The organism is Nostoc sp. (assembly GCF_036917555.1).
In the GTDB taxonomy this organism is placed as follows: Bacteria; Cyanobacteriota; Cyanobacteriia; order Cyanobacteriales; family Nostocaceae; genus Nostoc.
On sequence record NZ_JBALDD010000043.1, the window covers coordinates 32,369 to 55,855 of the forward strand.

The 23,487-nt window shown below is 39.2% G+C and carries 19 protein-coding genes and 1 pseudogene; 12 read left to right on the forward strand and 8 right to left on the reverse strand.

The window, feature by feature from the left end:
- Positions 1 to 2: 2 nt before the first annotated feature.
- From V7K60_RS17155 to V7K60_RS17165, 3 genes are all read right to left on the reverse strand, one after another.
- Entirely contained in the window at positions 3 to 503 is a 501-nt protein-coding gene (locus V7K60_RS17155; RefSeq protein ID WP_334927055.1) for a helix-turn-helix domain-containing protein, read from the reverse strand.
- A 212-nt stretch (positions 504 to 715) separates the two neighbouring features.
- The gene (locus tag V7K60_RS17160; RefSeq protein ID WP_334927056.1) at positions 716 to 1,282 is read right to left on the reverse strand and encodes a Uma2 family endonuclease; all 567 of its coding nucleotides are present in this window, start codon (positions 1,280 to 1,282) and stop codon (positions 716 to 718) included.
- Between the two features lie 74 nt (positions 1,283 to 1,356).
- Positions 1,357 to 2,544, reverse strand: coding sequence for a tetratricopeptide repeat protein (locus tag V7K60_RS17165; RefSeq protein WP_334927057.1), 1,188 nt, complete (start codon positions 2,542 to 2,544; stop codon positions 1,357 to 1,359).
- Between the two features lie 410 nt (positions 2,545 to 2,954).
- Here V7K60_RS17165 and V7K60_RS17170 point away from each other — a divergent pair, with 410 nt between their 5' ends.
- The 10 genes from V7K60_RS17170 to V7K60_RS17215 all read left to right on the forward strand — a co-directional run bounded on the left by V7K60_RS17170 (position 2,955) and on the right by V7K60_RS17215 (position 16,504).
- Positions 2,955 to 4,235 carry a proton extrusion protein PcxA gene (locus V7K60_RS17170; RefSeq protein ID WP_334927058.1) on the forward strand — a complete coding sequence of 427 codons (1,281 nt, stop codon included), beginning with the start codon at positions 2,955 to 2,957 and terminating at the stop codon, positions 4,233 to 4,235.
- A gap of 151 nt (positions 4,236 to 4,386) precedes the next feature.
- Positions 4,387 to 4,863 carry a hypothetical protein gene (locus V7K60_RS17175; protein ID WP_334927059.1) on the forward strand — a complete coding sequence of 159 codons (477 nt, stop codon included), beginning with the start codon at positions 4,387 to 4,389 and terminating at the stop codon, positions 4,861 to 4,863.
- A 265-nt stretch (positions 4,864 to 5,128) separates the two neighbouring features.
- Positions 5,129 to 5,998 (forward strand): polyphosphate kinase 2 family protein, encoded by an 870-nt coding sequence (locus tag V7K60_RS17180; RefSeq protein ID WP_334927060.1) that lies wholly within the window; start codon positions 5,129 to 5,131, stop codon positions 5,996 to 5,998.
- A gap of 273 nt (positions 5,999 to 6,271) precedes the next feature.
- Complete coding sequence (locus V7K60_RS17185; RefSeq protein WP_334927061.1) at positions 6,272 to 6,430, forward strand: hypothetical protein; 159 nt, start codon at positions 6,272 to 6,274, stop codon at positions 6,428 to 6,430.
- A gap of 54 nt (positions 6,431 to 6,484) precedes the next feature.
- A complete protein-coding gene (locus V7K60_RS17190; protein WP_334818744.1) occupies positions 6,485 to 7,081 on the forward strand; it encodes a tRNA-(ms[2]io[6]A)-hydroxylase in 597 nt (198 codons plus the stop codon).
- A gap of 18 nt (positions 7,082 to 7,099) precedes the next feature.
- A complete protein-coding gene (locus V7K60_RS17195) occupies positions 7,100 to 7,504 on the forward strand; it encodes a VOC family protein (protein ID WP_334927062.1) in 405 nt (134 codons plus the stop codon).
- A gap of 187 nt (positions 7,505 to 7,691) precedes the next feature.
- Positions 7,692 to 8,903 (forward strand): precorrin-6y C5,15-methyltransferase (decarboxylating) subunit CbiE, encoded by a 1,212-nt coding sequence (gene cbiE, locus V7K60_RS17200; RefSeq protein ID WP_334927063.1) that lies wholly within the window; start codon positions 7,692 to 7,694, stop codon positions 8,901 to 8,903.
- Positions 8,904 to 9,258: 355 nt separating this feature from the next.
- On the forward strand, positions 9,259 to 14,871 hold the full coding sequence (locus V7K60_RS17205) for an AAA family ATPase (RefSeq protein ID WP_334927064.1): 5,613 nt from the start codon (positions 9,259 to 9,261) through the stop codon (positions 14,869 to 14,871).
- 210 nt (positions 14,872 to 15,081) lie between these two features.
- Entirely contained in the window at positions 15,082 to 15,831 is a 750-nt protein-coding gene (gene rpaB, locus V7K60_RS17210) for a response regulator transcription factor RpaB (RefSeq protein ID WP_334927065.1), read from the forward strand.
- Positions 15,824 to 16,504, forward strand: coding sequence for an SDR family oxidoreductase (locus V7K60_RS17215; RefSeq protein WP_334927066.1), 681 nt, complete (start codon positions 15,824 to 15,826; stop codon positions 16,502 to 16,504). The genes rpaB and V7K60_RS17215 overlap by 8 nt, the downstream gene beginning before the upstream one ends.
- A gap of 181 nt (positions 16,505 to 16,685) precedes the next feature.
- Here the strand turns inward: V7K60_RS17215 and V7K60_RS17220 are convergent, their stop codons facing one another.
- The 4 genes and pseudogenes from V7K60_RS17220 to V7K60_RS17235 form a co-directional block, all read right to left on the reverse strand.
- Complete coding sequence (locus V7K60_RS17220) at positions 16,686 to 18,239, reverse strand: flavin-containing monooxygenase (protein ID WP_334927067.1); 1,554 nt, start codon at positions 18,237 to 18,239, stop codon at positions 16,686 to 16,688.
- A 16-nt stretch (positions 18,240 to 18,255) separates the two neighbouring features.
- On the reverse strand, positions 18,256 to 19,896 hold the full coding sequence (locus V7K60_RS17225; RefSeq protein ID WP_334927068.1) for a tryptophan halogenase family protein: 1,641 nt from the start codon (positions 19,894 to 19,896) through the stop codon (positions 18,256 to 18,258).
- A gap of 55 nt (positions 19,897 to 19,951) precedes the next feature.
- Positions 19,952 to 20,665: a hypothetical protein gene (locus V7K60_RS17230; protein ID WP_334927069.1), complete on the reverse strand. Its 714-nt coding sequence runs from the start codon at positions 20,663 to 20,665 to the stop codon at positions 19,952 to 19,954.
- Between the two features lie 529 nt (positions 20,666 to 21,194).
- Positions 21,195 to 21,368 (reverse strand): annotated as a pseudogene (locus V7K60_RS17235) (hypothetical protein); the annotation flags it as partial.
- Between the two features lie 654 nt (positions 21,369 to 22,022).
- Here V7K60_RS17235 and V7K60_RS17240 point away from each other — a divergent pair.
- Both V7K60_RS17240 and V7K60_RS17245 read left to right on the forward strand, forming a co-directional pair.
- The gene (locus V7K60_RS17240; RefSeq protein ID WP_334927071.1) at positions 22,023 to 22,181 is read left to right on the forward strand and encodes a hypothetical protein; all 159 of its coding nucleotides are present in this window, start codon (positions 22,023 to 22,025) and stop codon (positions 22,179 to 22,181) included.
- A gap of 303 nt (positions 22,182 to 22,484) precedes the next feature.
- On the forward strand, positions 22,485 to 23,036 hold the full coding sequence (locus V7K60_RS17245; protein ID WP_334927072.1) for a pentapeptide repeat-containing protein: 552 nt from the start codon (positions 22,485 to 22,487) through the stop codon (positions 23,034 to 23,036).
- 296 nt (positions 23,037 to 23,332) lie between these two features.
- Here the strand turns inward: V7K60_RS17245 and V7K60_RS17250 are convergent, their stop codons facing one another.
- Positions 23,333 to 23,461 (reverse strand): hypothetical protein, encoded by a 129-nt coding sequence (locus V7K60_RS17250; protein ID WP_334927073.1) that lies wholly within the window; start codon positions 23,459 to 23,461, stop codon positions 23,333 to 23,335.
- Positions 23,462 to 23,487 lie beyond the last annotated feature (26 nt).

The following is a 23,487-nucleotide window of genomic DNA, read 5'->3' on the forward strand; positions in this document are numbered from 1 at the left end:
TTCTAAGTCGTCGCCAAGGTTTTTTTAAAAGCTTCTAGTTTTTGCTCGTCCTGTTTTATGTTGCAAGGGCGGGGTACTTTCAATTTCACTTTCAGTCTGTAACGTGTCGAATAATGTACAGTTGCATACTCCGCTTGCACTCCTAAAACTGTGTCTAGCCACTGCTGAATTTGTGTGTACCTTTGAAATCCTCCATCAGGCTGTTCTAGTTGTTTTTTAATACTTTCAACCGCCCAATTTGGTATCACTTTTGTCCGACCTGTGCTTGTCTTAAACTCAACAACTGCATTAATCCCCTCGCGACGGTAATCCGCTAACCATCGTTGTACTGTACTTCGATGTTTGCCCAATATTTTGGCGATCGCGCAAATGTCCAGGTGTTGAACTTTAATCAGATATAGTGCTTGCACACGCTCTTTGATTCGAGCATTTTTTTGTTGGCGCAAATACATCTCCAGTTCCTCTGGGCTTTCTTTGATGTCGATATGCATTACCCCTGCCATTACATTACCTTGAATGCGACTTCTCTTACTTTTACCATCTGTCGTATTCTTTTTTCAAATTGGTATGAGCTCAAAGTTCCGACTTCCAAGCTCAAAGTTCCGAGTTCTAAGCTCGAAGTTCCAACTTCCAAGCTCAAAGTTCCGAGTTCTAAGCTCGAAGTTCCAACTTCCAAGCTCGAAGTTCCAAGTTCTAAGCTCAAAGTTCCGCGCATTCACACGAATAATCGTGCCACGCTGCAAATAAAATTTGGTAACAGAGGTGAAGAGAGGTCATCTGTTGCGAATAATGTTGCTACTAATTTCAGAACTGCTTTTTCTCGGCGATACACTTCAACTTGTTGTAATTGCCAGTTCAAAATCCAATATTCTTGAACTCCTCTAGAAGCATATAATTTTAGCTTGATTTCGCAATCGCGTCGCTCGTTTTGGACTCCAGGGGAAAGTACTTCTACAACCAGTTCCGGCGCTCCCGTTAAATGTCCTTCCTGGTCAAGTAAAATCGCAAGGCGTTCTTTACTTACCCAAACCACATCAGGAATAACGTTATCTGCATCACTAAAAATAATTCCTGGTGTTGGGACAGCCTCACCAAGACCTGTTGAGAGTGACCAAGTTCTTAATTCTCCATAAATATTACCAGTAGCTTTTTGATGTCCCCAATGCGGTGCCCTAGTCACAAATAATTCCCCATCGATAATTTCGTAGCGATTACCGTTATCTGGCAATAACTCTAAGTCTGCACTTGTCCAGCGTATCTGTTCATCAATGGTTTGGCTCATCGAAACCTCTAAAATATTGATACTAATATCCTAATGTCATTTGTCATTATCCTCCATGCCCAATGCCCAATGCCCTACATCAACTCCATCTCCTGCAACCCTTGGCGTAGTCTCTTCGCCTCTTCGGGATTATACCTTTCGTGAAGGGCGATCGCTTTTTTAAAAGCTGTTAAACTATCTTGATGATTGCCAATTTTCAGCAACACTACCCCCAAATTTTGATATGCTTCGGCATAGTTGGGATTTAAGGTGATTGCATGTTGATAATATACGATCGCATCTGTAAATAAACCCAAAGCCTTAAATGTCATCGCCAAATTATAATGTCCAAAAACAAAAGTAGGGTCAATTTTCAAAGCTGTGGCATAAGCAGTTTTCGCACCGTTGAAATCTCCTGCTGCTTTGAGTAAGTTACCCAAGTTGTTGTATGCTCCTAGTTTAAGCATGGGATAAATTGGCAATTTGATGGCAGCTTGATAGTGAGAAATCGCCTGTGGGGATTTTTGCAACCGATTGTAAGCTATTCCTAAATGATAGTGGAGTTCATATAAAATATCGTAGTTGTCTTCAGCAACGGTGATTCCTCGTCTTAGTAAATTCATACCTTGAGAAATTTTCCCAGTTTGTACATACAATGCCCCTAATTTACTGCAAACATAGGGATCATTGGGATGAGTTGCGAGAAACCCTTCCATCGCCGTAGCGGCTTTGGCATATTTGTTATTTTGAGCGATCGCACTTTTTTGATATCCTGTGTGTACAAGTGCCACCCCTGGTAAATAACCTACTTGCCAGTGAGGTTCTCTGGTTAAAATTTCTGACACACTATCATCTACCAAGGCATGGTAAGGACGGTCAAAATGAATGTCTGGATGATTGCGGAATAGCCTAGATACCAGAGAATACGGGGATTGTTCTGCACCAACTTCCTGGCGGACGAGGTTGATGAGCAGGTATTCATCTGTTGCGATCGCCTCTCGTAACTGCGGTACAATTGCTGGAGTCAGAGTTTCATCAGCATCTAATACCAAAATCCAATCACTAGTGACATATTTGAGAGCTGCATTGCGGGCAGCACTGAAGTCATTACACCATTTAAAATGATAGACTTTTGCACCGAGCTGTTGGGCAATATTGGGAGTGCGATCGATTGAGCCTGTATCCAAGACTATCATTTCATCCACTACTTTTCTCACACTGCTCAGGCATTTAGGCAATGTTGCTGCTTCGTTTTTCACAATCATGCATAGACTCAAACTCATAATTTAAAACTAGGGAGTGGGGAGTAGTGAATAGAGGGATAAGGGCAATGAGAAAGCAACATCTTTACTTCCTATTCCCTTTAACAGTGATAAACTCTGCATAGTGGAAGATTTGCCTCGATTATGAAATGTTACAATCAAGGCTTTTGGATAAAGCACAAACACTGACAGATGGTGTCAATGATGACAGTGTAATGGATAAACTGCCAATATAAATAACCAGTGTCAATTTATGCTGATCCATCTGAGTTTACAGGTAATATAAAATTGCTAGCGTAGGCGTAGCCCATCGTAGACATCGCATCAGGGAGTATTACCTGAATCTTGATTGGACTAACTATTTAGCTGTTATTACCCATTTTTTATGATTATATAACTATAATACACATTATCTAAAAGTCATATATGTAATGAAAAACTCACTTACCAGAACAGCAGAATTACTCCGCCAAAATTTCCAAAAATATTTGCGATCGCTTTACCGTTGGTTTTCAGATACACCAGAAAGGGCACTTTTAGAAGCTTACCAAGCAGCTCAGAGAATTAAAAACATTGAGAACGAACATTTTGATCAGAAAAAAATATCTTTACAATCAGTAAAATATACTGAAAATGTAATGTCTTATTGGCAAGTATATCTTAATAAGAACCTAACTATTATTAAAATTAGGCTTGCGGAATTCCAGCTTAGTCGGGGAATTGTCAATATCTCTAATTCTGTTTTATTAGAAAAATTGAAGGTTATTGATGAAGTAGTAGAGAAGTATGCTATCAAAGATGAACTAATTAACAATACTCCATTAGGGTCAACTTATCAGCCTTTAAACATTAATAATAAGGAAATAAAAAAACAGCTAAATTCATCTAATATAAATGATCCTCAAGTTAACGCTCCTCAAAAAACTGGACTGCCTAAGAGTTCTATTGGCAGAAGAATTAATAAAATTCAAGTAGATTTTGCACCGCAGACAGAAGAAGAGTTTGTCAGGAATTATCGCATTTCTAAAGGTAGAACAATAATTGCCCTGCGATTTTTAATAGTTATCATTATTGTACCGCTTTTAACTCAATATTTATCTAAAGAATTTTTAGTAACTCCAATACTAGAAAGAGTTAGAGGAGATAATATAACTAAAATATTCATCAATTCTGACATGGAAAAAGAAGCTCTCCATGAATTACATAATTTTCAAGAAGAATTGAGATTTGAATATTTTATTAATCAAGCACCACCACTTTCTTCAGAGCTAACACAAGAAAAAATAAAAAGTAAAGCAATTGAAATCTCTGAAGAATTTAGCAGAAAAAGTAATAGTAGTATTAGTAATGCTTTAGCTGATTTAATATCACTCTTTTCTTTTAGTCTAGTTGTCGCCATGAGCAAAAGAGAAATTGTGATTCTTAAGTCTTTTATGGATACGATTGTCTCTGGTCTCAGCGATAGTGCCAAGGCTTTTTTAATTATTCTGTTTACAGATATATTTGTCGGATTTCACTCACCAGATGGGTGGGAAGTCCTTCTGGCGGGATTGGCAGAACATTTAGGTCTACCAACCAGTAGAAATGTAATCTTTTTATTTATTGCGACATTTCCTGTGATTTTAAACACTATCTTTAAATACTGGATATTCCGCTATCTCAGTCGTTTATCTCCATCGGCATTAGCTACATTAAAAGAGATGGACGAGTAATTTGTAATTATCCAACGCCTAAATTCACTTACTTTGAGTAAAGAATATATTTTTTACCAAAAATCAATTAATTACAAATTACGAATTATTTTCACGCATTTGTCTTTTGATTCGCTAGGCTATGTATATCCTGGTTTTTCCGAAGTATACTATGGATTTTGAAAGCAAAGCTAATGCCTCAACTCCTACAGACAACATAGAGTTTGCTCAACCAACTACTACCCGTAAGCCGTTGGAACTGCTGCGAGATACTGAGGCTTTGCTTCGTCACCCAACTGTAGCGAAACTGTCGCTGATTTTGCCACCAAAACTGAGCAATAGATTCCAAGCAACCTCATCTTTGGCAGATGACTCCTTTAAAGAACTGGCAGAAATTGACCTAAATACTATTAGTGATTTTGAACTGCGTCCTGCACGAATTCTTGTAGGCTTGAGCTTAGTTGGTTTTGGAGCACTGATGATATTGCTGCTGCTGCTATACTTAAATACATTGCATCCAAAAATCAGTACAGTTGTACAGATTCGGCAATATTGGTATCAATATATTTGGTTTGTCAGTTTAGGTGTCACGGGAATGTTTATCTTAGGTCGTGAAGCAATGCGTCCTATGCCAAAACCACGGAAGTAAGTAGGTGAGAATAAATCGAAGTAGATTAAGTAATGTAAGAAATCTTGAGATTAGTTCGTAATGAGGGCTTTAGCCCTGATTTGAGGACTATAGTCAGTCTTCTCTACGTTCGCGCAGGGTGTCGCAGACAGACGCTACGCGTAGCTTGCTTCCCCGAAGGGGTACACTACAAACTTTTAATTATTTACGCCGCTCTACTTAACTTTCAGGAATTAACACTTCAAAATATGCTTGTCTATTAATTAGGTGCTAGGAGATTTTATACATGAATCATGATGCTTTCATTGTTCCACCAGGTTCAAAGATTTCTCTGAAAAAAAACTATGACCCAGCTTATAAAACTGATTTTCATCAGAAAACTGATGCTGCCACAAAATTACAGGTAGATATTGAACGACTAGCCAATTATCAAAATATTCTTTATGCTCAAAACACCTATGCTCTGTTAATTATTTTTCAAGCAATGGATGCTGCTGGCAAAGACAGCACTATTAAACACGTGACTTCTGGTGTTAATCCGCAGGGATTTCAGGTGTTTAGTTTTAAGGGACCCAGTGCGGAAGAATTAGACCATGACTACTTGTGGCGCTCAATGAAAGCTCTGCCAGAAAGAGGAAGAATTGGTATATTCAACCGTTCATACTATGAAGAAGTGCTAGTGGTGCGTGTCCATCCAGAAATGCTTCAGAAACAACAACTTCCTCACTTCCCTAATGGAAAAAAGATATGGAAACAGCGTTTTGAAGAAATCAATAACTTTGAAAAATATTTGGTTGATAATGGTGTAATCATTTTGAAGTTCTTTCTAAATGTCTCTAAGTCAGAGCAGAAAAAACGCTTTTTAGCACGGATTAACTCTCCTGATAAAAATTGGAAGTTTTCAGATAACGATGTCCGAGAACGAGCTTTTTGGGATGACTATATGAATGCCTATGAAGAGGTTTTTAATAATACTAGTACTAAATGGGCACCGTGGTATATTATTCCTGCCGATCGCAAATGGTTTACACGCCTGACTGTTGCCAATATCATCTGCACAAAATTAGAAGAACTAAATCTGCAATACCCAACAGTTAGTGAGGAACATAAGCAGCAACTTTTACAGGCGAAACTGATTCTAGAGCAGGAAGATTAACCTGTGAATTTGATAGGTAATGGCAAAAAAATACTGAAGTAGTTCAGATAGACTGTATAATCTATGTAAATAAGGATAAAAAATTGTAACTTTATTAATGCTATTTGTAACTAAAGAAGTTACGTAGGCGTCAACATAGTTTAATGAGTCTTTGATACTCATTAATGAAGCTCATAACTCAGTTAATGAGTCTTTAATACTCGTGAATGAGGCTTTTAACTCCGTTAATGAGTCTTTGATACTCGTGGACGCAAATCAGAACTCCATAGCACCTTGCAAATCATCAACCCAAAAGTGCAAATTAGTGCCATGAGTGGATTAGTTAGGGCTGAGGCATTACTAGAAACTACGGGTATTGGTATCCAAGGCTTTTTAGCGAAACCCTTCACCGCCGAGCAGTTATTGAACTTTGTCCAAACAATATTCCGTTAAAATCAATTTGCTACGATACTCAGTCAAATTTAAATTCTGGAGTTTTGTGACTCTGTGCTTACTCAGTTATCGACTATCAACGCCCTGAAACAGCCCACTAGTTCTGCTTGGGTTGAACAAGCGATCGCTAATTTAGACATTATCTTACTCGACCACTCCCACTGTGAGCGCAAAGCAGCAGGCGTGGCCTTGAATATGATGTTTCGCTACCCTTCCAATACTAAAATGGTTCGGGAGTTAACTGCGATCGCCCGCGAAGAACTAGAACATTTTGAGCTAGTTAACCAATGGTTAGAACGCCGGCATATTCCCCTAGCTCCCCTACCACCGCCTCCCTACGGCGCTCTTTTAAAAGCTCAAGTACGCCCCAAAGAACCTGAGCGATTTCTGGATTCCTTACTAGTCACTGGTTTAATCGAAGCTCGCTCTCACGAACGCTTGGGACTATTAGCTGCTCACTGTCCAGAGCCAGAGTTAGCAAAATTTTATCGTGGGCTAATGGCATCCGAAGCGCGTCACTACGGTATATATTGGGTTTTAGCTGCTACTTATTTCGACAAAGAAATTGTCATGCAACGGCTTGATGAATTAGCAATTGTCGAAAGCGAGTTGCTAGCGACTTTGCACCCAGAACCTAGAATTCACAGTTAGTAGACTAACCCAACAGATATGAAGCTTCAGCTAACACACCTGAGACTGCTTGTCTCCAACTACAAAGATTCTTTTCTGTTCTACCGGGATCTGCTGAAATTTGATGTCGATTGGGGCGATGAAGATAGCGGATATGCTGAGTTTAATACTGGATATCTCAAGCTGGGTTTGTTCAAAAAAGAATTAATGGCTGAAGTAGTCCCAAGAATTGAACAGCCTTCGTACGTTGTCAATCGAGATAAAATTGTCTTGATTTTCGCAGTTGATAACGTAGATGAAGTCTATGAGCAAGTAAAGGCTCAGAATGCGATCGTTGTGACTCAACCACAAGATCGCCCAAGCTGGGGAATCCGCACAGCTCATTTGCGCGATCCTGATGGCAATCTGCTCGAAATCTACAACAATCTAGGAATTATCAGTTAAAAGTTCGCCACCAACAACTATTAAGGCTGCAAGAGAGAAAAGGTAAAGACATTCTCATTCACACGCTGAACAAAGGTGGTGGACTGCCCTTGGCTAATTGCACTAACCAAGCCTTGGGTAACGAAAGAAAACAAGTACTACTCCGACTCGATGGTCTTAGTTATGAAGTAATTAATCATGAATTAGCATGATACAGAAATGGCTTTCTATTGTTGGCATTGGGGAAGATGGATTACAGGGGTTAAGTGCGATCGCTCTTTCTTTACTCGCTCGAGCGAAAGTAATTGTGGGAGGCGATCGCCATTTATCGATGCTCCCTACAGATGACCAACGTGAGAAACTAGTCTGGACATCTCCCATTAGTGCTTCAGTAGAGGAAATCATTCAGCGTCGGGGTCAGTCAATCTGCGTACTCGCAAGCGGCGATCCGATGTGTTATGGCATTGGTGTCACCTTGATGCGGCGAATTCCTGTCTCTGAAATGATGATTATCCCCGCACCTTCAGCCTTCAGCCTCGCCTGTGCTAGGGTGGGATGGTCTTTAACTGAGGTGGAAACTTTGAGTTTGAATGGTCGTCCATCCTCCCTACTCCAGTCTTACATTTATCCGGGAGCGCGGCTGTTGATTTTGAGTGAGGGAAAAGATACACCAGCGATCGTTGCTCAAATTTTGACAAATCGCGGCTATAGTGGCAGTAAAATCACTGTATTGGAGCGTATGGGCGGCGCTCATGAAAGAATTGTGGAAGGTACGGCTGCATCCTGGAGTGAAACTGAAGTTGCAGTGTTGAATGCGATCGCAGTTGATTGTATTGCTGATGCTGGGGTTATCCCATTACCAAGATTACCAGGATTACCAGATAACGCCTACCACCATGATGGCCAATTAACAAAGCGTGAAGTTAGGGCAATCACCCTTACAGCTTTAGCACCCACACCGGGAGAATTATTGTGGGATATTGGCGCGGGTTGTGGCTCAATTTCAATTGAATGGATGCGGAGTAATGCTCGGTGTCGAGCGATCGCGATCGAACAAAACTCCTCTAGACTACTGTATATTGCTGACAACGCCGCCACTCTTGGTACTCCAAATCTGCAAATCATTGAAGGTAAAGCGCCCCATGCCCTGAAAGATATGCCAGCACCAGATGCTATTTTTATTGGTGGTGGGGTGACAGCAACGGGACTTTTTGATATTTGCTGGGAAGCATTGCGGCTGGGTGGGCGTTTAGTAGCGAATGTTGTCACGGTAGAGGGTGAGCAAACTTTATTTCAATGGCATGAACGAGTTGGTGGCAATTTAACTCGTATTGCCATTCAGCGGGCGGAACCTATTGGTAAATTTTTAGGTTGGCGAGCAATGGCGGCTGTGACGCAATGGGTAGTAGTGAAGTCTTAAAAATTGAATAGTTAAAGTTCTAAGTGCGTAGACGCTTCTCCTGTCGGAGACGCTACGCGAACGTCTTGTCGCAGACATCGCTTTTGTAATTTGGTATAACTTACGTAAATTCTTGGCTTGTTATACGCGGTATAGTTTGTAAAATGTATTTTGCTAAGACCATGAAGCATTATAAGTATATTCTCTACCTCTACATACAGCAAAATGAATATCTGCTATACCTACGATCTGCTGTAAATTGGTGATGAATACACTTAATTTTTAGCACATCACAAAATCGCCCTGCCCACTGATAGTAGTAACTCTCTTCTGGGTATACTAAACCAGAGAAATCAAATTATCATAATTAGATGCAATGTTAATAGAATCAAATGAACTATTTCTAATACTTGGCTATCGCCTTGTTAAGCAATTATATTCCGGTAAAAAAACCTTAGTTTATCAAGCTATAAGAGAAAAAGATCAGCAATCAGTTATTTTAAAACTGATGCGTAATGAAAATCCTAGTTTTGCTGAAATTAATCAGTTTCATAATCAATACACCATTACCAAAAATCTTGAAATTCCAGGCATAGTCAAACCAATAAGCCTAGAAAAATACGACAATAGATATATTATGGTAATGGAAGATTTTGGCAGTATTGCCCTTAATGTCTGGCAGCAAGAAGAGTATAAAAAAGGAAATAATTCTGTTTCCTTGAGTGAGTTTTTTGATATTGCCATTGAAATTAGTGCAACTTTGGAACGGCTACATCACCATCGCATCATTCACAAAGATATCAAACCTGCTAATATTTTGATTCATCCAATAACAGGTAAAACTAAGATCATCGATTTTAGTATCGCTACTCTATTACCAAAAGAAATTCAATTTCTCACAAATCCCAACGTCCTAGAAGGAACTCTAGCTTATATTTCCCCTGAACAAACAGGACGCATGAATCGAGGTATAGACTACCGTACCGACTTTTATTCCTTGGGTATCACCTTCTTTGAACTCCTGACAGGCCAGTTGCCCTTTAGTACCACTGAACCGATGGAGTTAGTCTACTCTCACATTGCCAAAGAACCGCCAAAAGCCAGCTATATTAACTCCAATATTCCCACAATTTTATCTGATATTATCAGCAAGCTGATGGCAAAAAATGCCGAAGACCGATATCAGAGTGCTCATGGACTCAGGTATGACTTGGAGAAATGTCAAAACCAATGGCAAGCGAAACAAAATATTACAGTCTTTGAATTAGGAAGTCGAGATATCTCAAATCATTTTGCCATTCCTGAAAAACTTTATGGTCGTCAAAGAGAGATTGAAATTCTACTCACTACTTTTGACCGGGTGACAAAGGGGAACACGGAAATGATTTTAGTCTCTGGTTACTCAGGTATTGGTAAAACTGCTGTGGTGAACGAAGTCCACAAACCCATTGCTAAACAGCGTAGTTACTTCATCAAAGGAAAATTTGACCAATTCCAACGTGATATCCCGTTGTCAGGATTGGTACAAGCTTTGCGGGATTTAATTGAGCAAATACTCTCCGAAACAGATGCCCAAATTCAACAGTGGAAAACCAAAATCTTATCGGCATTGAGTACGCAATCTCAGGTAATCATTAATGTAATTCCTGAACTTGAAATCATTATTGGCAAACAACCTGTACCTGCTGAACTTACTGGTAGCGCAGCTCAAAATCGCTTCAATTTATTGTTCCAGAGATTTATCCAAGTGTTCTCTACTAAAGATCATCCTCTGGTCATCTTTTTAGATGATTTGCAATGGGCTGATACGGCTTCCTTGAAGTTCATTCAATTATTAATGGATGGAACTTCTTCCCGCTTTGCTAAGGATGCAGAGAATATATCTGAAAATAAAGGTAGTTTACTACTCATTAGCGCCTATAGGGATAATGAAGTTTCAAATCTACATCCGCTACATTTAACACTACAAGAAATTGCTAAGATAGGAGGAGTAATTAATACAATTAAACTTTTACCTTTAAGTCAGATTGATTTAAATCATCTAATTGCTGATACGCTGCGTTGCCCAGAAGTCATTGCTGTGCCTCTGACTCAAATGGTGTTTTTCAAAACTAAAGGGAACCCCTTCTTTGCATCTCAATTTCTCAAGCTATTATACGATGACGGACTAATTGAATTAAATTTCGATGCTGGTCATTGGAAGTACGATATTACCAAAATTAAAACTTTATCTCTTACAGATGATGTAGTAGATTTTATGGGCATACAAATAGAAAAGTTGCCCCAAAATGTACAAAATGTATTAAAAATATCTGCTTGTATTGGTAATGATTTTGACTTAAAAACATTGTCACTTGTTAATGAAAAATCTGTCATAGATACTGCATCTGACTTATGGCAAGCATTACTTGAAGGATTGATTATCCCTCATAAAGATGGTTATAATTTTGCACCAGAAAATGATAGACAACTATTAAGCTTTTCAACTAGAGAATCAGAAAATTTATCAACGACTAATTCCCAACTACCCAGATATAAATTCGTACATGACAGAGTTCAGCAAGCAGCTTATTCTCTAATTCCCAAAGACCAAATCAAGCAAATGCACTTAAAAATTGGGCTGCTTCTCTTGAAGAATACTCCAGTTGCTGAACGGGAAGAAAATATTTTTGAGCTTGTCAATCATTTCAATATTGCAGCTGAATTTATCACCCATCAAGCTAAACGTAATGAGTTAGCTGAAATGAGTCTAATTGCTGGACGTAAAGCTTTAGTATCAACAGCTTATTCTTCGGCACTTAAGTATTTAACTACTGGAATTGAGCTACTAGCAGATGATAGTTGGGATACTAAATATAATATCACCTTAGCTTTATATAATACAGCAGCAGAAGCGGCATATCTCAGTGGTGACTTTGAATATACAGAAAAATGTGTCCAGATTGTGTTAGTAAAAGCGAAAACTCCACTAGATCGAGTGAAAGCTTATGAAGTTGAAATACAGTCTTATGGTGCACAAGGGAAAGAACTAGAAGCTGTCCATATTGCAAAAACCTTTTTGAAAACTTTGGGAGTAGAGTTTCCTACAAATCCCAGCCAATCAGATATTCAGTTAGCAATAGAGACAACATGTGCAAAATTGGCTAATAGATCCATTCAAGACTTAATTGAACTGCCGGAAATTACAGAAGCACAACCACTGATAATCATGCGTATTCTATCTAGTGTAATTGCTCTTGCTTATACAGTTGCGCCGGAATTATTAGTCTTTATTATTCTGAAACAGATCAATTTATCAATCAAATTTGGTAATTCTCCTTTGTCTGCTTTTGCGTATGTGATGTATGGAGTCATGTTGTGTGGAGTAATCGGAGACATTGATTCTGGATATAAATTTGGGAAACTAGCTGATAGTTTGTTGCCTAATTTCCAAACAAGAGAAATAACTGGCAAAGTTATGGAAACATTTAATCATCTTGTCAGACATTGGAAAGAGCATTTAAAGGAAACATTGAAACCTTTACTTGAGGCTTATACTACTAATCTTGAAGTAGGAGATATGGAATTTGCAGCTTATGCTCTTTATGGTTACTCTCAACATGCATACTTTACAGGACAAGAACTAATAAAACTTGAACAAGATATAGAAATATATAGCAAGACTATTAAGCAAATAAAACAAGAAAGAGTATTTTATTGGAGTGAAATATTTCGGCAGACAATCTTGAATCTTCTAGGAGATGTTCAAAATCCGCAGAGTTTAATCGGTGAAGTTTATGATGAAGATAAAATGTTACCACTTCATCTGAAAGCTAAAGATGGAGGGGCACTTTTTTTCTTATATTTCTGCAAACTTCACCTATCTTATCTGCTGGCTGATTACTCTCAAGCTCTTAAAAACACAGTCATGGCAGAAAAGTACTTATCTGCTGTTATAGGTATGTTCGTGACTGCTCAATTTTATTTTTACGATTCATTGACGCATCTAGCAGTATATTCTGATTTCAAGGAAGTTGAACAAAAAGAAGTCCTTCATAGAGTGACAGAAAATCAGAAAAAAATGCAAAACTGGGCAGATCAGGCTCCCATGAATCACTTGCATAAATTTTATTTAGTAGAGGCGGAACGGCATCGAGTTCTTGGTCAATATCTTGAAGCGATAGATAATTATGAGTACGCTATTTCCCTTAGCAAAGAAAATGAGTACATTAACGAAGAAGCTCTTGCTTGTGAATTAGCTGCTAAATTTTATCTCGAATGGGGTAAACAAAGAATCGCCCAACTATACCTCACTGATGCCTACTATTGCTATGTTCGCTGGGGAGCATTAGCCAAAGTTTATGACTTGCAAAAACGCTATCCTCAATTACTTCTCCCCATGATTCAGCAAGAAGAACTTAGCTATTCTTATAGTGAAAAAAATCTACCTGAAGTGAGCTTACACTTATCTACACTTAGCAATAAATCTACTCTGGTGACGAATGAAACTGTGATTGGCTCTAATAGTATTTCAGATATGTTAGATTTGGGAACTGTCATTAAAGCTTCTCAAGCAGTGTCTGGAGAGATTCAACTAGAGGCACTCATTTCTACTTTAATGGAAGTTGTTATGGAGAATGCAGGAGCTTCTAAATGTGTGCTGATATTGAGTGAAGCTAATAACTTAGACTTAACTGTTGCTGCAATTAGTTCTGGTTCAACTTTTAGAGATACTCACACAGATTTTTTATCTATTCCTTTAGAATCTAGCGATTGTGTTCCTATTTCTTTGATTAATTATGTAAAACGAACTCAAGAAATATTAGTAATTGATGATATTAAAGCAAAAGCTTATTTCACAGTAGATAGTTATATTAACCGTGAGAAACCAAAAAGTATATTATGTATTCCGATGCTTAATCAAGGCAAGTTGCTAGGGCTGATTTATCTAGAAAATAATTTAACAACAGGAGCATTTACAAGCAATCGCCTAGAAGTTCTCAAACTCTTAACTATCCAAGCTGCAATTTCTTTAGAAAATGCCATTCTCTACAATAATTTGGCTGAAGCGAATGAGCAATTGGAGGAATACAGTCATATACTAGAGGAAAGGGTGATAGTAAGAACAGCAGAACTTAACGAAAAAAATCAGCATCTGCAAGAAGCTATAGAAGAATTACAAAGTACCCAAAGTCAATTAATTCAAAGTGAGAAAATGTCTTCATTAGGGCAAATGGTGGCGGGAATTGCCCATGAAATTAATAACCCCATCAATTTTATTCATGGTAATATTACTCACGCAAGTGACTACGTTCAACAATTGCTAGATTTGATTAATATCTATCAGCAACAATATCCCCATCCCTCAGCAATAGTAGAGCAAAAAATTGAGGAAATGGATGTACAATTCCTGATAGAAGACCTTCCAAGGGTTCTCGATTCTATGAAGGTGGGAAGTTCCCGGATCCGAAATATTATTCTGAGTTTACGTAATTTCTCTCGTCTAGATGAATCGGAAATGAAGCCTGTAAATATTCATGAAGGCATCGACAGTACCTTAATGATTTTGCAGCACCGACTCAAGGAAAAGAGCGAGCGCCCAGAAATTGAGGTCTTTAAAGAATACGCCCAATTGCCGAATGTTATTTGCTATGCCGGTCAACTCAACCAAGTGTTTATGAATATTTTAAGTAATGCAATCGATGCTTTAGAGGACTACAACTATGGAGAAGATTCTCCCAGCAAAAATCCTCAGATTTGTATTCGTACTGAACTAGGAGAAGTAAACACGTTGAAGATTCGGATTGCTGATAACGGTTATGGCATGACTGCACAGGTGCAGCAGAAAATATTTGATCCATTTTTTACCACTAAGGCAGTAGGAAGTGGTACGGGGTTGGGGTTGTCAATTAGCTATCAAGTGGTTGTGGACAAACACAAGGGTCAGTTAAGCTGCAAATCAACTCTGGGAGAGGGAACTGAGTTTGTGATTGAGATTCCAATGCAATAGTGAGACAAGCTACCGTTACTAAAAAATTTGGCGTTATTAAGTACAAATCTCTTTTTCGGGCAGATGCTCTAGTACAATAGGAGTATAGACGGCTTACAGCGATCGCTTCTTCATCATTCTCTAAAAGTAAAGATTGTTTTGCGTTTTTGAGCCTTAATAAGCGGAGAATGAAGGTTTAAGAGTTCTCGCCATCGGGGAGGATTGAGAAACTTGTCAGGACATAAAGGAAAAATCCTGGTAGTAGACGATGAAGCCAGCATCCGCCGAATTTTGCAGACACGTCTTGAGATGATTGGCTACGATGTAGTAAAAGCAAAGGATGGCGAAGAAGCTTTGTTAGCTTTTCGTCGAGAAGCTCCAGACTTAATAGTAATGGAAGTGATGATGCCAAAACTGGATGGTTATGGTGTCTGTCAAAAAATGCGGAAACAATCGGATGTACCAATTATCATGCTTACAGCTTTGGCAGATGTTGCAGAGCGAATCGCTGGACTGAATATAGGCGCTGATGACTATATGACGAAACCTTTCTCACCCAAAGAACTAGAAGCCCGAATTGCCTGTATACTTAGGCGACTTTTACAAAAAACCAGTGTCAATGTCATTGATAATTCTAGGCTAATCCATCTGGGCAATCTCAAAATTGATACAAGTAAGCGGCAAGTCCATAAAAATGAGCAACGCATTCGCCTGACAGGTGTGGAATTTAGCTTGCTAGAGTTATTGGTCAGTCATTCTGGAAAAGTTTTTTCCCGATTAGAAATCTTGCAGCAACTATGGGGTTTTGTACCAGAGATTCATGCAGATACCCGTGTAGTAGATGTGCATATCTCCCGATTGCGGACAAAAATAGAATCCGACCCAAACTTGCCAGAGTTGATTGTCACAGCAAGAGGTAGTGGTTATTTTTTCCCACGAATTATTTCTAAGAAAGCAGGAATAGCAGAAAAATATGACTAAGCTCATCTTAATTACAGGTATTAGCAAAGGTCTAGGTTATGCGATGACCGAAGGTTTTATTCAAGAGGGACATACTGTTATTGGTTGCGCTCGTTCATCAGATGCTATTGATAAAATACGCCAGAAGTTTAGCGCGCCCAACGATTTCACATCTGTAGATGTGGCAAATGAACAGCTTGTAAAAAAATGGGCACTAGACGTACTTCAAAAATACGAACCGCCAGATATAGTGATTAATAATGCAGCAATTACTAATTACCCAGCACCTTTGTGGGAAATACCATCCGAAGAATTTTCCGATCTAATAGATATCAATATCAAAGGAGTAGTGAATATAATTCGCCATTTCGTACCAGCAATGGTAAAAAAGAAGCGGGGTATTATTGTTAACTTTAGTTCTGGCTGGGGACGTTCGACTTCAGCCCAAGTTGCACCATACTGTGCTTCCAAGTGGGCAATAGAAGGATTAACTCGTTCTTTGGCACAAGAATTGCCGACTGGTATGGCAGCTATACCTCTCAATCCAGGGATTATTCATACAGATATGCTCTCTATTAGCTTTGGAGAAGAAGCTGCTAATTATACACCCGTGTCCGATTGGGTATTGAAAGCTGTGCCATTTATTCTCAAGTTAAAACCCAAAGATAACGGGATTCCCTTGACTATACATTAAAGAGTGAATCTCAATTGCATAGGCGTAGCCCGTCGTAGACATCGTTGCGATTAGGTGCCGACAGTTGAATCATCTCAGAAAAACGTGAATACTTAACCTCAATTCATACCGCCATTGTGCAATGCCAGAAATTTAAAATACGGTTCGGTTGGGAACTTCACCAAACCGTATTAGGAAGATATCAACGAACGCTTCTCAACTCTATACTTGCCGCGATCGCAAAATCATTGAGAGATGGATGTTGTTTTTGTTTTGCTTGTAATTCCTCGCCCAAATGCTTGTAGGCAGATGGATCTATTGGCATGAAAAACTCCTCAAGCAAGTTCCCTGGTTGACGACGGCTACTCAGACCCATATCCTGAAGCAATTCATCAATGTAGTGGAATGTAAAAGGAATTAAACATGCTCCACTGACGAAAGCATAGGGTCTATCTTTCTTCCTCCATTCCAACTCTGCTTTTACATCCTCTAGCATCTGTTGCGGGGATGGTAAAGGTATACTTCCTTTGAAATACTCTGATAACCACCTAGCACCAATTTCTGCTGATAACTGGGCACAGAAAGTATAGTTATAACCAACAAAACCCATCTGTGGAACATGAGGGTGAATGAGATGGCGGTAAAGATGGATAGTGCCTTGCTCATCAAATACGTGCCTGTGGTACTTCTTTTCTAAAAAAGGGATATCCTGAAGAAAACCTGTGCCAAAGACAACAACATCTGCCTGTATTTGTTCGCCGTTATCCAATTCGACGCCACTAGCAAAAAACTTGTTGATCTTTGTCTTCACAGCACGAATTTTGCCTGCGCGCACATATTCAAAAAAGCCTTTAGGTACCAAGCCGATACTACAACCAATCAATTTGTTCATCGGTTGTTTGGGCACCATTCCACAAGCATCAAGGGGAAACTGTAAGCGCAAGATAGTCTCATTTAGCCGCCAGAATGCCCACACCAATGGCTTCCCAAAACTATGCAGCCACTTTTCCCATCCTTGAAGTTTATGATAGGGCATCCAAATTTCTGCAAACCGAGTCAGGAAAATATACTTGATGTTCAACAGACCGAGAAAGAAGTTGGGAACTTTCCACGCGGCTTGACGGAAGACAAGGGTACATTCCTTGGCCTTGCTAGCTGCGAGATTCGCCAAATCGGTGGCTGATTTGCCAAAACCGACAACAACCACTCGCTTACCCTCAATTACAGAGCTGTCATTAAAGTCGTTAGTATGTATTACTTGACCTCCAGTGGCAATGAACTCTTCCATTCCCGGCAAGTTAGGAATGTAGGGAATATCACAAAGGCCATTGCACACAATCACAAAGTCGAACTCGTAATTTTGTTTTCCGATCTCCTTACCATCTTCTTGAAAGCTAACACTTACTATCCATCCAAGAGTATTTCCTGATTTGCGCTCCAGTTTAGTTACTTTTGCACCGAACTGAATTCTTTCTGCTACACCAAAGTATTGAGCATAGGATTCAAGGTAAGCGCATATTTGCTCTCCTGAAGGCCATTCTGGATAAGAGGCAGGCATAGGAAAGTCTGAGAAAGCATAGGTATCTCTGGGATTTTGGATCGACAGTCCTGGGTAAGTTCTCGACTTTTCCCAGACACCACCAAGTCCCTGCCGTTTCTCAAACAATGTCACTTCGTAACCTTGCTCGAGAAACGTCTTTGCTGAGACTAATCCGCTGACTCCAGCCCCAATGACGCATACTTGTTTCACCGTCATCTTGGATTCTCCTAAATTATGAAATTAGTGTAGGAATCTGATATGAGCGATCGCTAACCCCACTCACATACTCCGACTGTTCTTGTGACTTGATTACATGAGTTAAGTATTCATATTGAGACGGTAAAGTTGAAGTTAGGTAATTGGCTCTTTCGCTAATTTCCACAAATGCAGCCTCGGCATTGTGATTTCCGATATGTTCTAAGATGGGAAGACTGTTTTCAGGCATGTAATTTAGCCCCAGCAACATTACCGAATAAGAGTAAGACTCGAAGCCGTGGTATTTCGGGTTGATAGTCTTATTGCTTGGCAGCCTATTTTTCCATAACCTTAATTTTTCCTGTAATTCTTCTGGAACTTTGATCTTGTTCTTAGTTGCTTTCCAGAACTCTGTGTCAGTGCGATCGCTAGCATAGTAATGAAGTGTCAAAAATTCTCGCACACCATCTATGCAGTCAGCGACAACTTTGTTATAGCTGTGAATTAGCTCTTGATTGAAAGACTTGCTGGGAAAGTGGTTAACTAACTCTTCAATTCCATGTTGAATGAAGAAGATGCCAGTAGATTCTAGTGGTTCAACAAATCCACTGGAAAGGCCAATTGCTACACAGTTTTTCACCCATGAGTTTCTGTTACGTCCAATCCGCATCTTGATATGAGAGGCCTGACGATTATCAGCAGCGGCTCCCAAATGCTGGCGAAATTCCTGTTCTGCGTCCTCAGCAGAAATGAATGCACTCGAATAAACATACCCAGTACCATTTCTGCCATACAAAGGTATATTCCAGACCCAACCAGACGAAAGTGCAGTTGAGGTGGTGTAAGGGTTGATGCCATCCTTTTTGATATCAGTTGGTATCTGCATTGCGATCGCGCGATCGCACAACAGTGAATCTGAATAAGAAATGAATGGCTCACCAAGGGCTTTGTTGATCAAAAGACCACGGAAACCAGTACAGTCAATGAAAAGGTCGCCACTGAGAATGCCATGCTCTTTGGTTGTGAGACTATCTATGCTCCCATCCTCAGTTAACTTAATATCCACCACATCATCAACAATTTGCTTCACTCCCCTTTCCATTGCATAATCTTTCATGAATCTTGCGAGTAGATTCGCATCAAAATGATAGGCATAGGGGTACTGAATCTTTAACTTATCCAAGATATTTTTCTTGACGATATGCTCTTGGGAAAATTCATTTTGAACTTTGTCGTCGAATACTTTACCATCTAAATATCTCGGCGATTGTTGACGATCGCACAGCCAGGGAATTAGAAAGCAAGCATAATCAAATGCTTGTTGGTCTTTCTTCATTTTTAGCCACCATTCAGAGATATCAAAGCCGTCAATTACCTCATATCTCTGGAAAGGATGGTAGAAGTGTTGCCCTTTTGCATTCCAGTTGACAAACTTAATTGCCATCTTATATGTGGCATTACACTTTGGCATCCATTCATATTCTTGTAACCCAAGAAAATCAAAGAATACCTTGATGGTACTAAAAGTTGCTTCTCCAACTCCAACTTTTGTGATGTTAGATGATTCCACCAGAGTGATTTTAATATTTCTATCTAGTGCTTTACTTAAATAAGCTGCCGTCATCCAACCGGCTGAACCACCACCAACAATTACAACATTTTGGATGTTCTGTGACATAGTTAAAGTTCCTCTTTCAGTATGTAAGTCAATTTCAAAAAGCTTGCTTAATAACTTATGCCGTTTTCAATTGCTGCTCAATTTTGTGAGTCTCAGCATATACCAAAAGCTCATTTGTAAATTGTGTGAAAACTGTAAATAAGTTCTCAACTAATTCAAAAGCTTCTTGTCGAGTTGCTTCTGATAGTTGAATATCTTGTAAAAATTGCTCTATTCCAGATGTACCCGTGATGTGACCAGTTTCAACATTTAGATGAAAATCTGCAAAATATCGGCATGGTTTTTGGGTAATGGCTTTAATTTCTTTACAAACCTCTGCCGTAGTTGAAAACATTATGTTACCTGTCGCTTCAAGAACTTCAATAACTATGATTTTCTGAATAGGAGTAGCGTTTGAAGTATATCGATATAGCTGATAGTTTAGCCAGCGAGCATTCTTAGTTTCTTCATTCCAAAGAAATTTTAATGCATCACTAAATTTTAATGATTTGTCAAGTTCTAGGTTTTTCAAATCTTCCAAAAACCACAACCAATGATGGTCATCTTCATAAGTATGCTTGTTAATTAATGCCTGAATTGGATCGTTTGTTGGTTCTACTCGCAAAAAATACTTATTAAGTTCTCCAAAATTCATAATAAAATGAGCAGCAGATGGTGCCCAAGCTAACCTTTGTCTGGGATTTATACTTTTGTTTTGCATAAAATCAAACAAGGGTAATTGAGCATATTCTTGTTTTTTTTGTTCAATTAATGCTAATACTTGTTGCATTTTTAATCACACCGATTTTCAATGTTTAAGATGAAAGCAAAATTAAATTCTCTACTTTTTTTACTCAGGATAATCTGCCCCAGTTTTGGTTGTTAAATCCCCAAACTTTGGTTGATAGTCATTAGAGCAAAACCCACTACTTTAATAACAAATAGTATCTAATTTGTTATCTTGCAGGGTTGGTAGATAATTAGTCTTTTAAGAAGTGATAAATCGCGTCTTTACATCAGGGTTTTAGGCTTGTCTGAACTGTATTTTGTTATATCGTATTAAGGCTAGTGCTAAATTGTAACCAGCTAATTTACTGTTATTCGTTTTTACTTTAACTTCAATATCTCTATGTAATAAACGTAGCTTTTACTTAAGTGGACTTGTTAAGAAATGGTCTTACATGAGCGTTTTCTTTGCCCAGAAAAACCAAATCAGTTAGTTAAGCCTTCTACCCTAGTTAAAATTTGAAAGCAGACTCGTATATACTTGGAAAGATTTTTAGATTCGTTACAGATAAATATAGTATCAATAATTACTTTTAGCACTTCAGTGGTACTATAGACTCAATAGTACGCCCAAATTCTTCTGGTGCATATTGCAAATGTACTTGAGTACCAGACCAAGAAAATGTACCCAGAATCACAGAACAGACTAAGTAATGGAGGCTATAAACTCCTGGTTCTATGTGGTCGGCATAGGCGATAATGCGATCGCCTACTCTTCTCTCAGTAGTGGTAGTGCGATCGCTCTTGTTACAAAAGCTCATATAGTCAATCATAGATATTCTCATGGCGCAAAGTTTCATCAGACAAGTCTAGACTGTTAGCTAAATGACTAAGTACCACTGTAGAACTCAGCAGCAGGTTTATTCCAACCAGTCTTCTGGTGAATAAAAACCCGTATTCCAAGATATTGAATTAGCCTTAAAGCCTCTTGTGCCTTAATATTGCCTCTTGGCTGTCTTGGCTTTAACCAGATGGTGTAATACTCAACTACCGCAGCACAAAATGTATCTTCTACAATAACTCGCCCCTATGAATCTGAATACTCTGTAAAGGTCAACCTCATGCCTGCAAACGATTTAAGGCATGGAGGTAGGTTGTTAACTGTCGGATCGGATAGTCTGACTTTAGCAATTAATCTACTTATAGCTGCTGGAGTTGTATCCACAAATCTAGCTAGTCCAGACTAAGACATTCCTGATTGTCCAGTAGTTTTGATAGTAAAGTATTCAGTACCATCTTCATCAAGACTACGCAATAATTCTTTCGCTAGGTTTGACTGTTTATCTACCATCAGATTCCTGGATTTTTCTTCATCAAAAGTAAGCCCGTGACGTTCTAAATATGGGCGTAAATTTATTTGAATGAATAAATCTTTTAGTTCTTGGGCAATTTTTTGGGGTGGATTTCCTGATAATGCGATCGCAATTAAACGTTCTGCTGCTCGAAATTCATCACAGTCTATTGCAAGGGTTGCAGCACTACGATGTAATACTGAACGAGTTGGTTCGGCATCAAGTTGATTGGCAATCAGCGCAGCGGCTTGAAATTCTTTTTTAAAAGCTTGTCGAGAAACTTAACGAACTTTCTTTAAGTCTCCTCTGAGTTTAACAGTAAAAGCTGCTTCGGCCAAATCCATCGCCTGTTTATGCAACTCCTGAATCTGACTCATTTTTCCACAATAAAAGATAAGGGTCTGCTAAATTCAACAACAATAACGAGAAGTGCTATATAAGGTGGGTGATTTGAAGAGTAAGATTGACTGGCAATTGCCACTCACTGGGGAAGGTAGACTGAAGTTGTGTTAAGTAATTAGAGGTTAAACTATGGTTTGGAAAATAACTCCTGAAGAATTGTTGGAGCGTTACGCTGACGGGGAACGTAACTTTGCTGGAATTGAATTGGTTTATTCTGGCTGGCCTTCCTCCAGTTCCAAGTATAGTAGTCCAGGGATTGATCTTGACGGTGTGGTTTTGCGAGATATCAACTTGCAAGGAGCTTACTTCGATCAAGTCTACCTGACTGGAGTCGATCTGACTGGAGCCGATTTGGGAGGAATTTTCATGCGTGGTTGTAATTTGGTTGAAGGGATAATTCGTGATGCCAATTTGCGTACTGCTAATTTGGAGCAAAGTGGCTTCTTCGATGCTGATTTGCGGGGAACTAACTTGGATTACATGAACGCCTGTGGTGCTGGATTTCGTGGAGTTCAAATCGGTTCTTTCGAGCGTGCTATTCTCGCTTATACTGACTTTGAAGGTGCCCATATCAGTAGCAATTTGATCTGTCGAGGTCAGAATTTGATTTGGCACACCACTATGCCCGATGGAAATGTTGTTGAAGGTCCACAGTGGGGGAATGGTCGTGATGCCAGATGAGGATAATTCTTCATCAGTTGCAGTAATTAGAGAAGCCGATAGGGTATCAAACTGTGATACTGTTTAAGACTCAATATTTATATCTTGCAAGAATTCACAAGAAAAGAGCGATCGCCTTCTGTTATCTCAGTAGCGGTAGGCCGAATGCTTTTGTTACAAAAGCTCATATAGTCAATCGTAGATATTCTCCCGACGCAAAGCCTCATCAGGCAAGCCTGGACTGTTAGCTGAATAGACTTGCAGCCCACCTCCTCCACTTTGCTGCTTTCTCTTCTGGAGACAATACGCGTAAACGTTCAGGACGCAAAGATCAGTACATCTCCCTGAACTTCTAAACTGTAGAATGTCCCAGGTTGTAGTTTTCCCAACACCTCAGATAATAAATACAAATCGCCATGTTTGTTGACTTTGAGAATATGTGTCACTGCCTCGATCTCCCATAGGCTTTGAA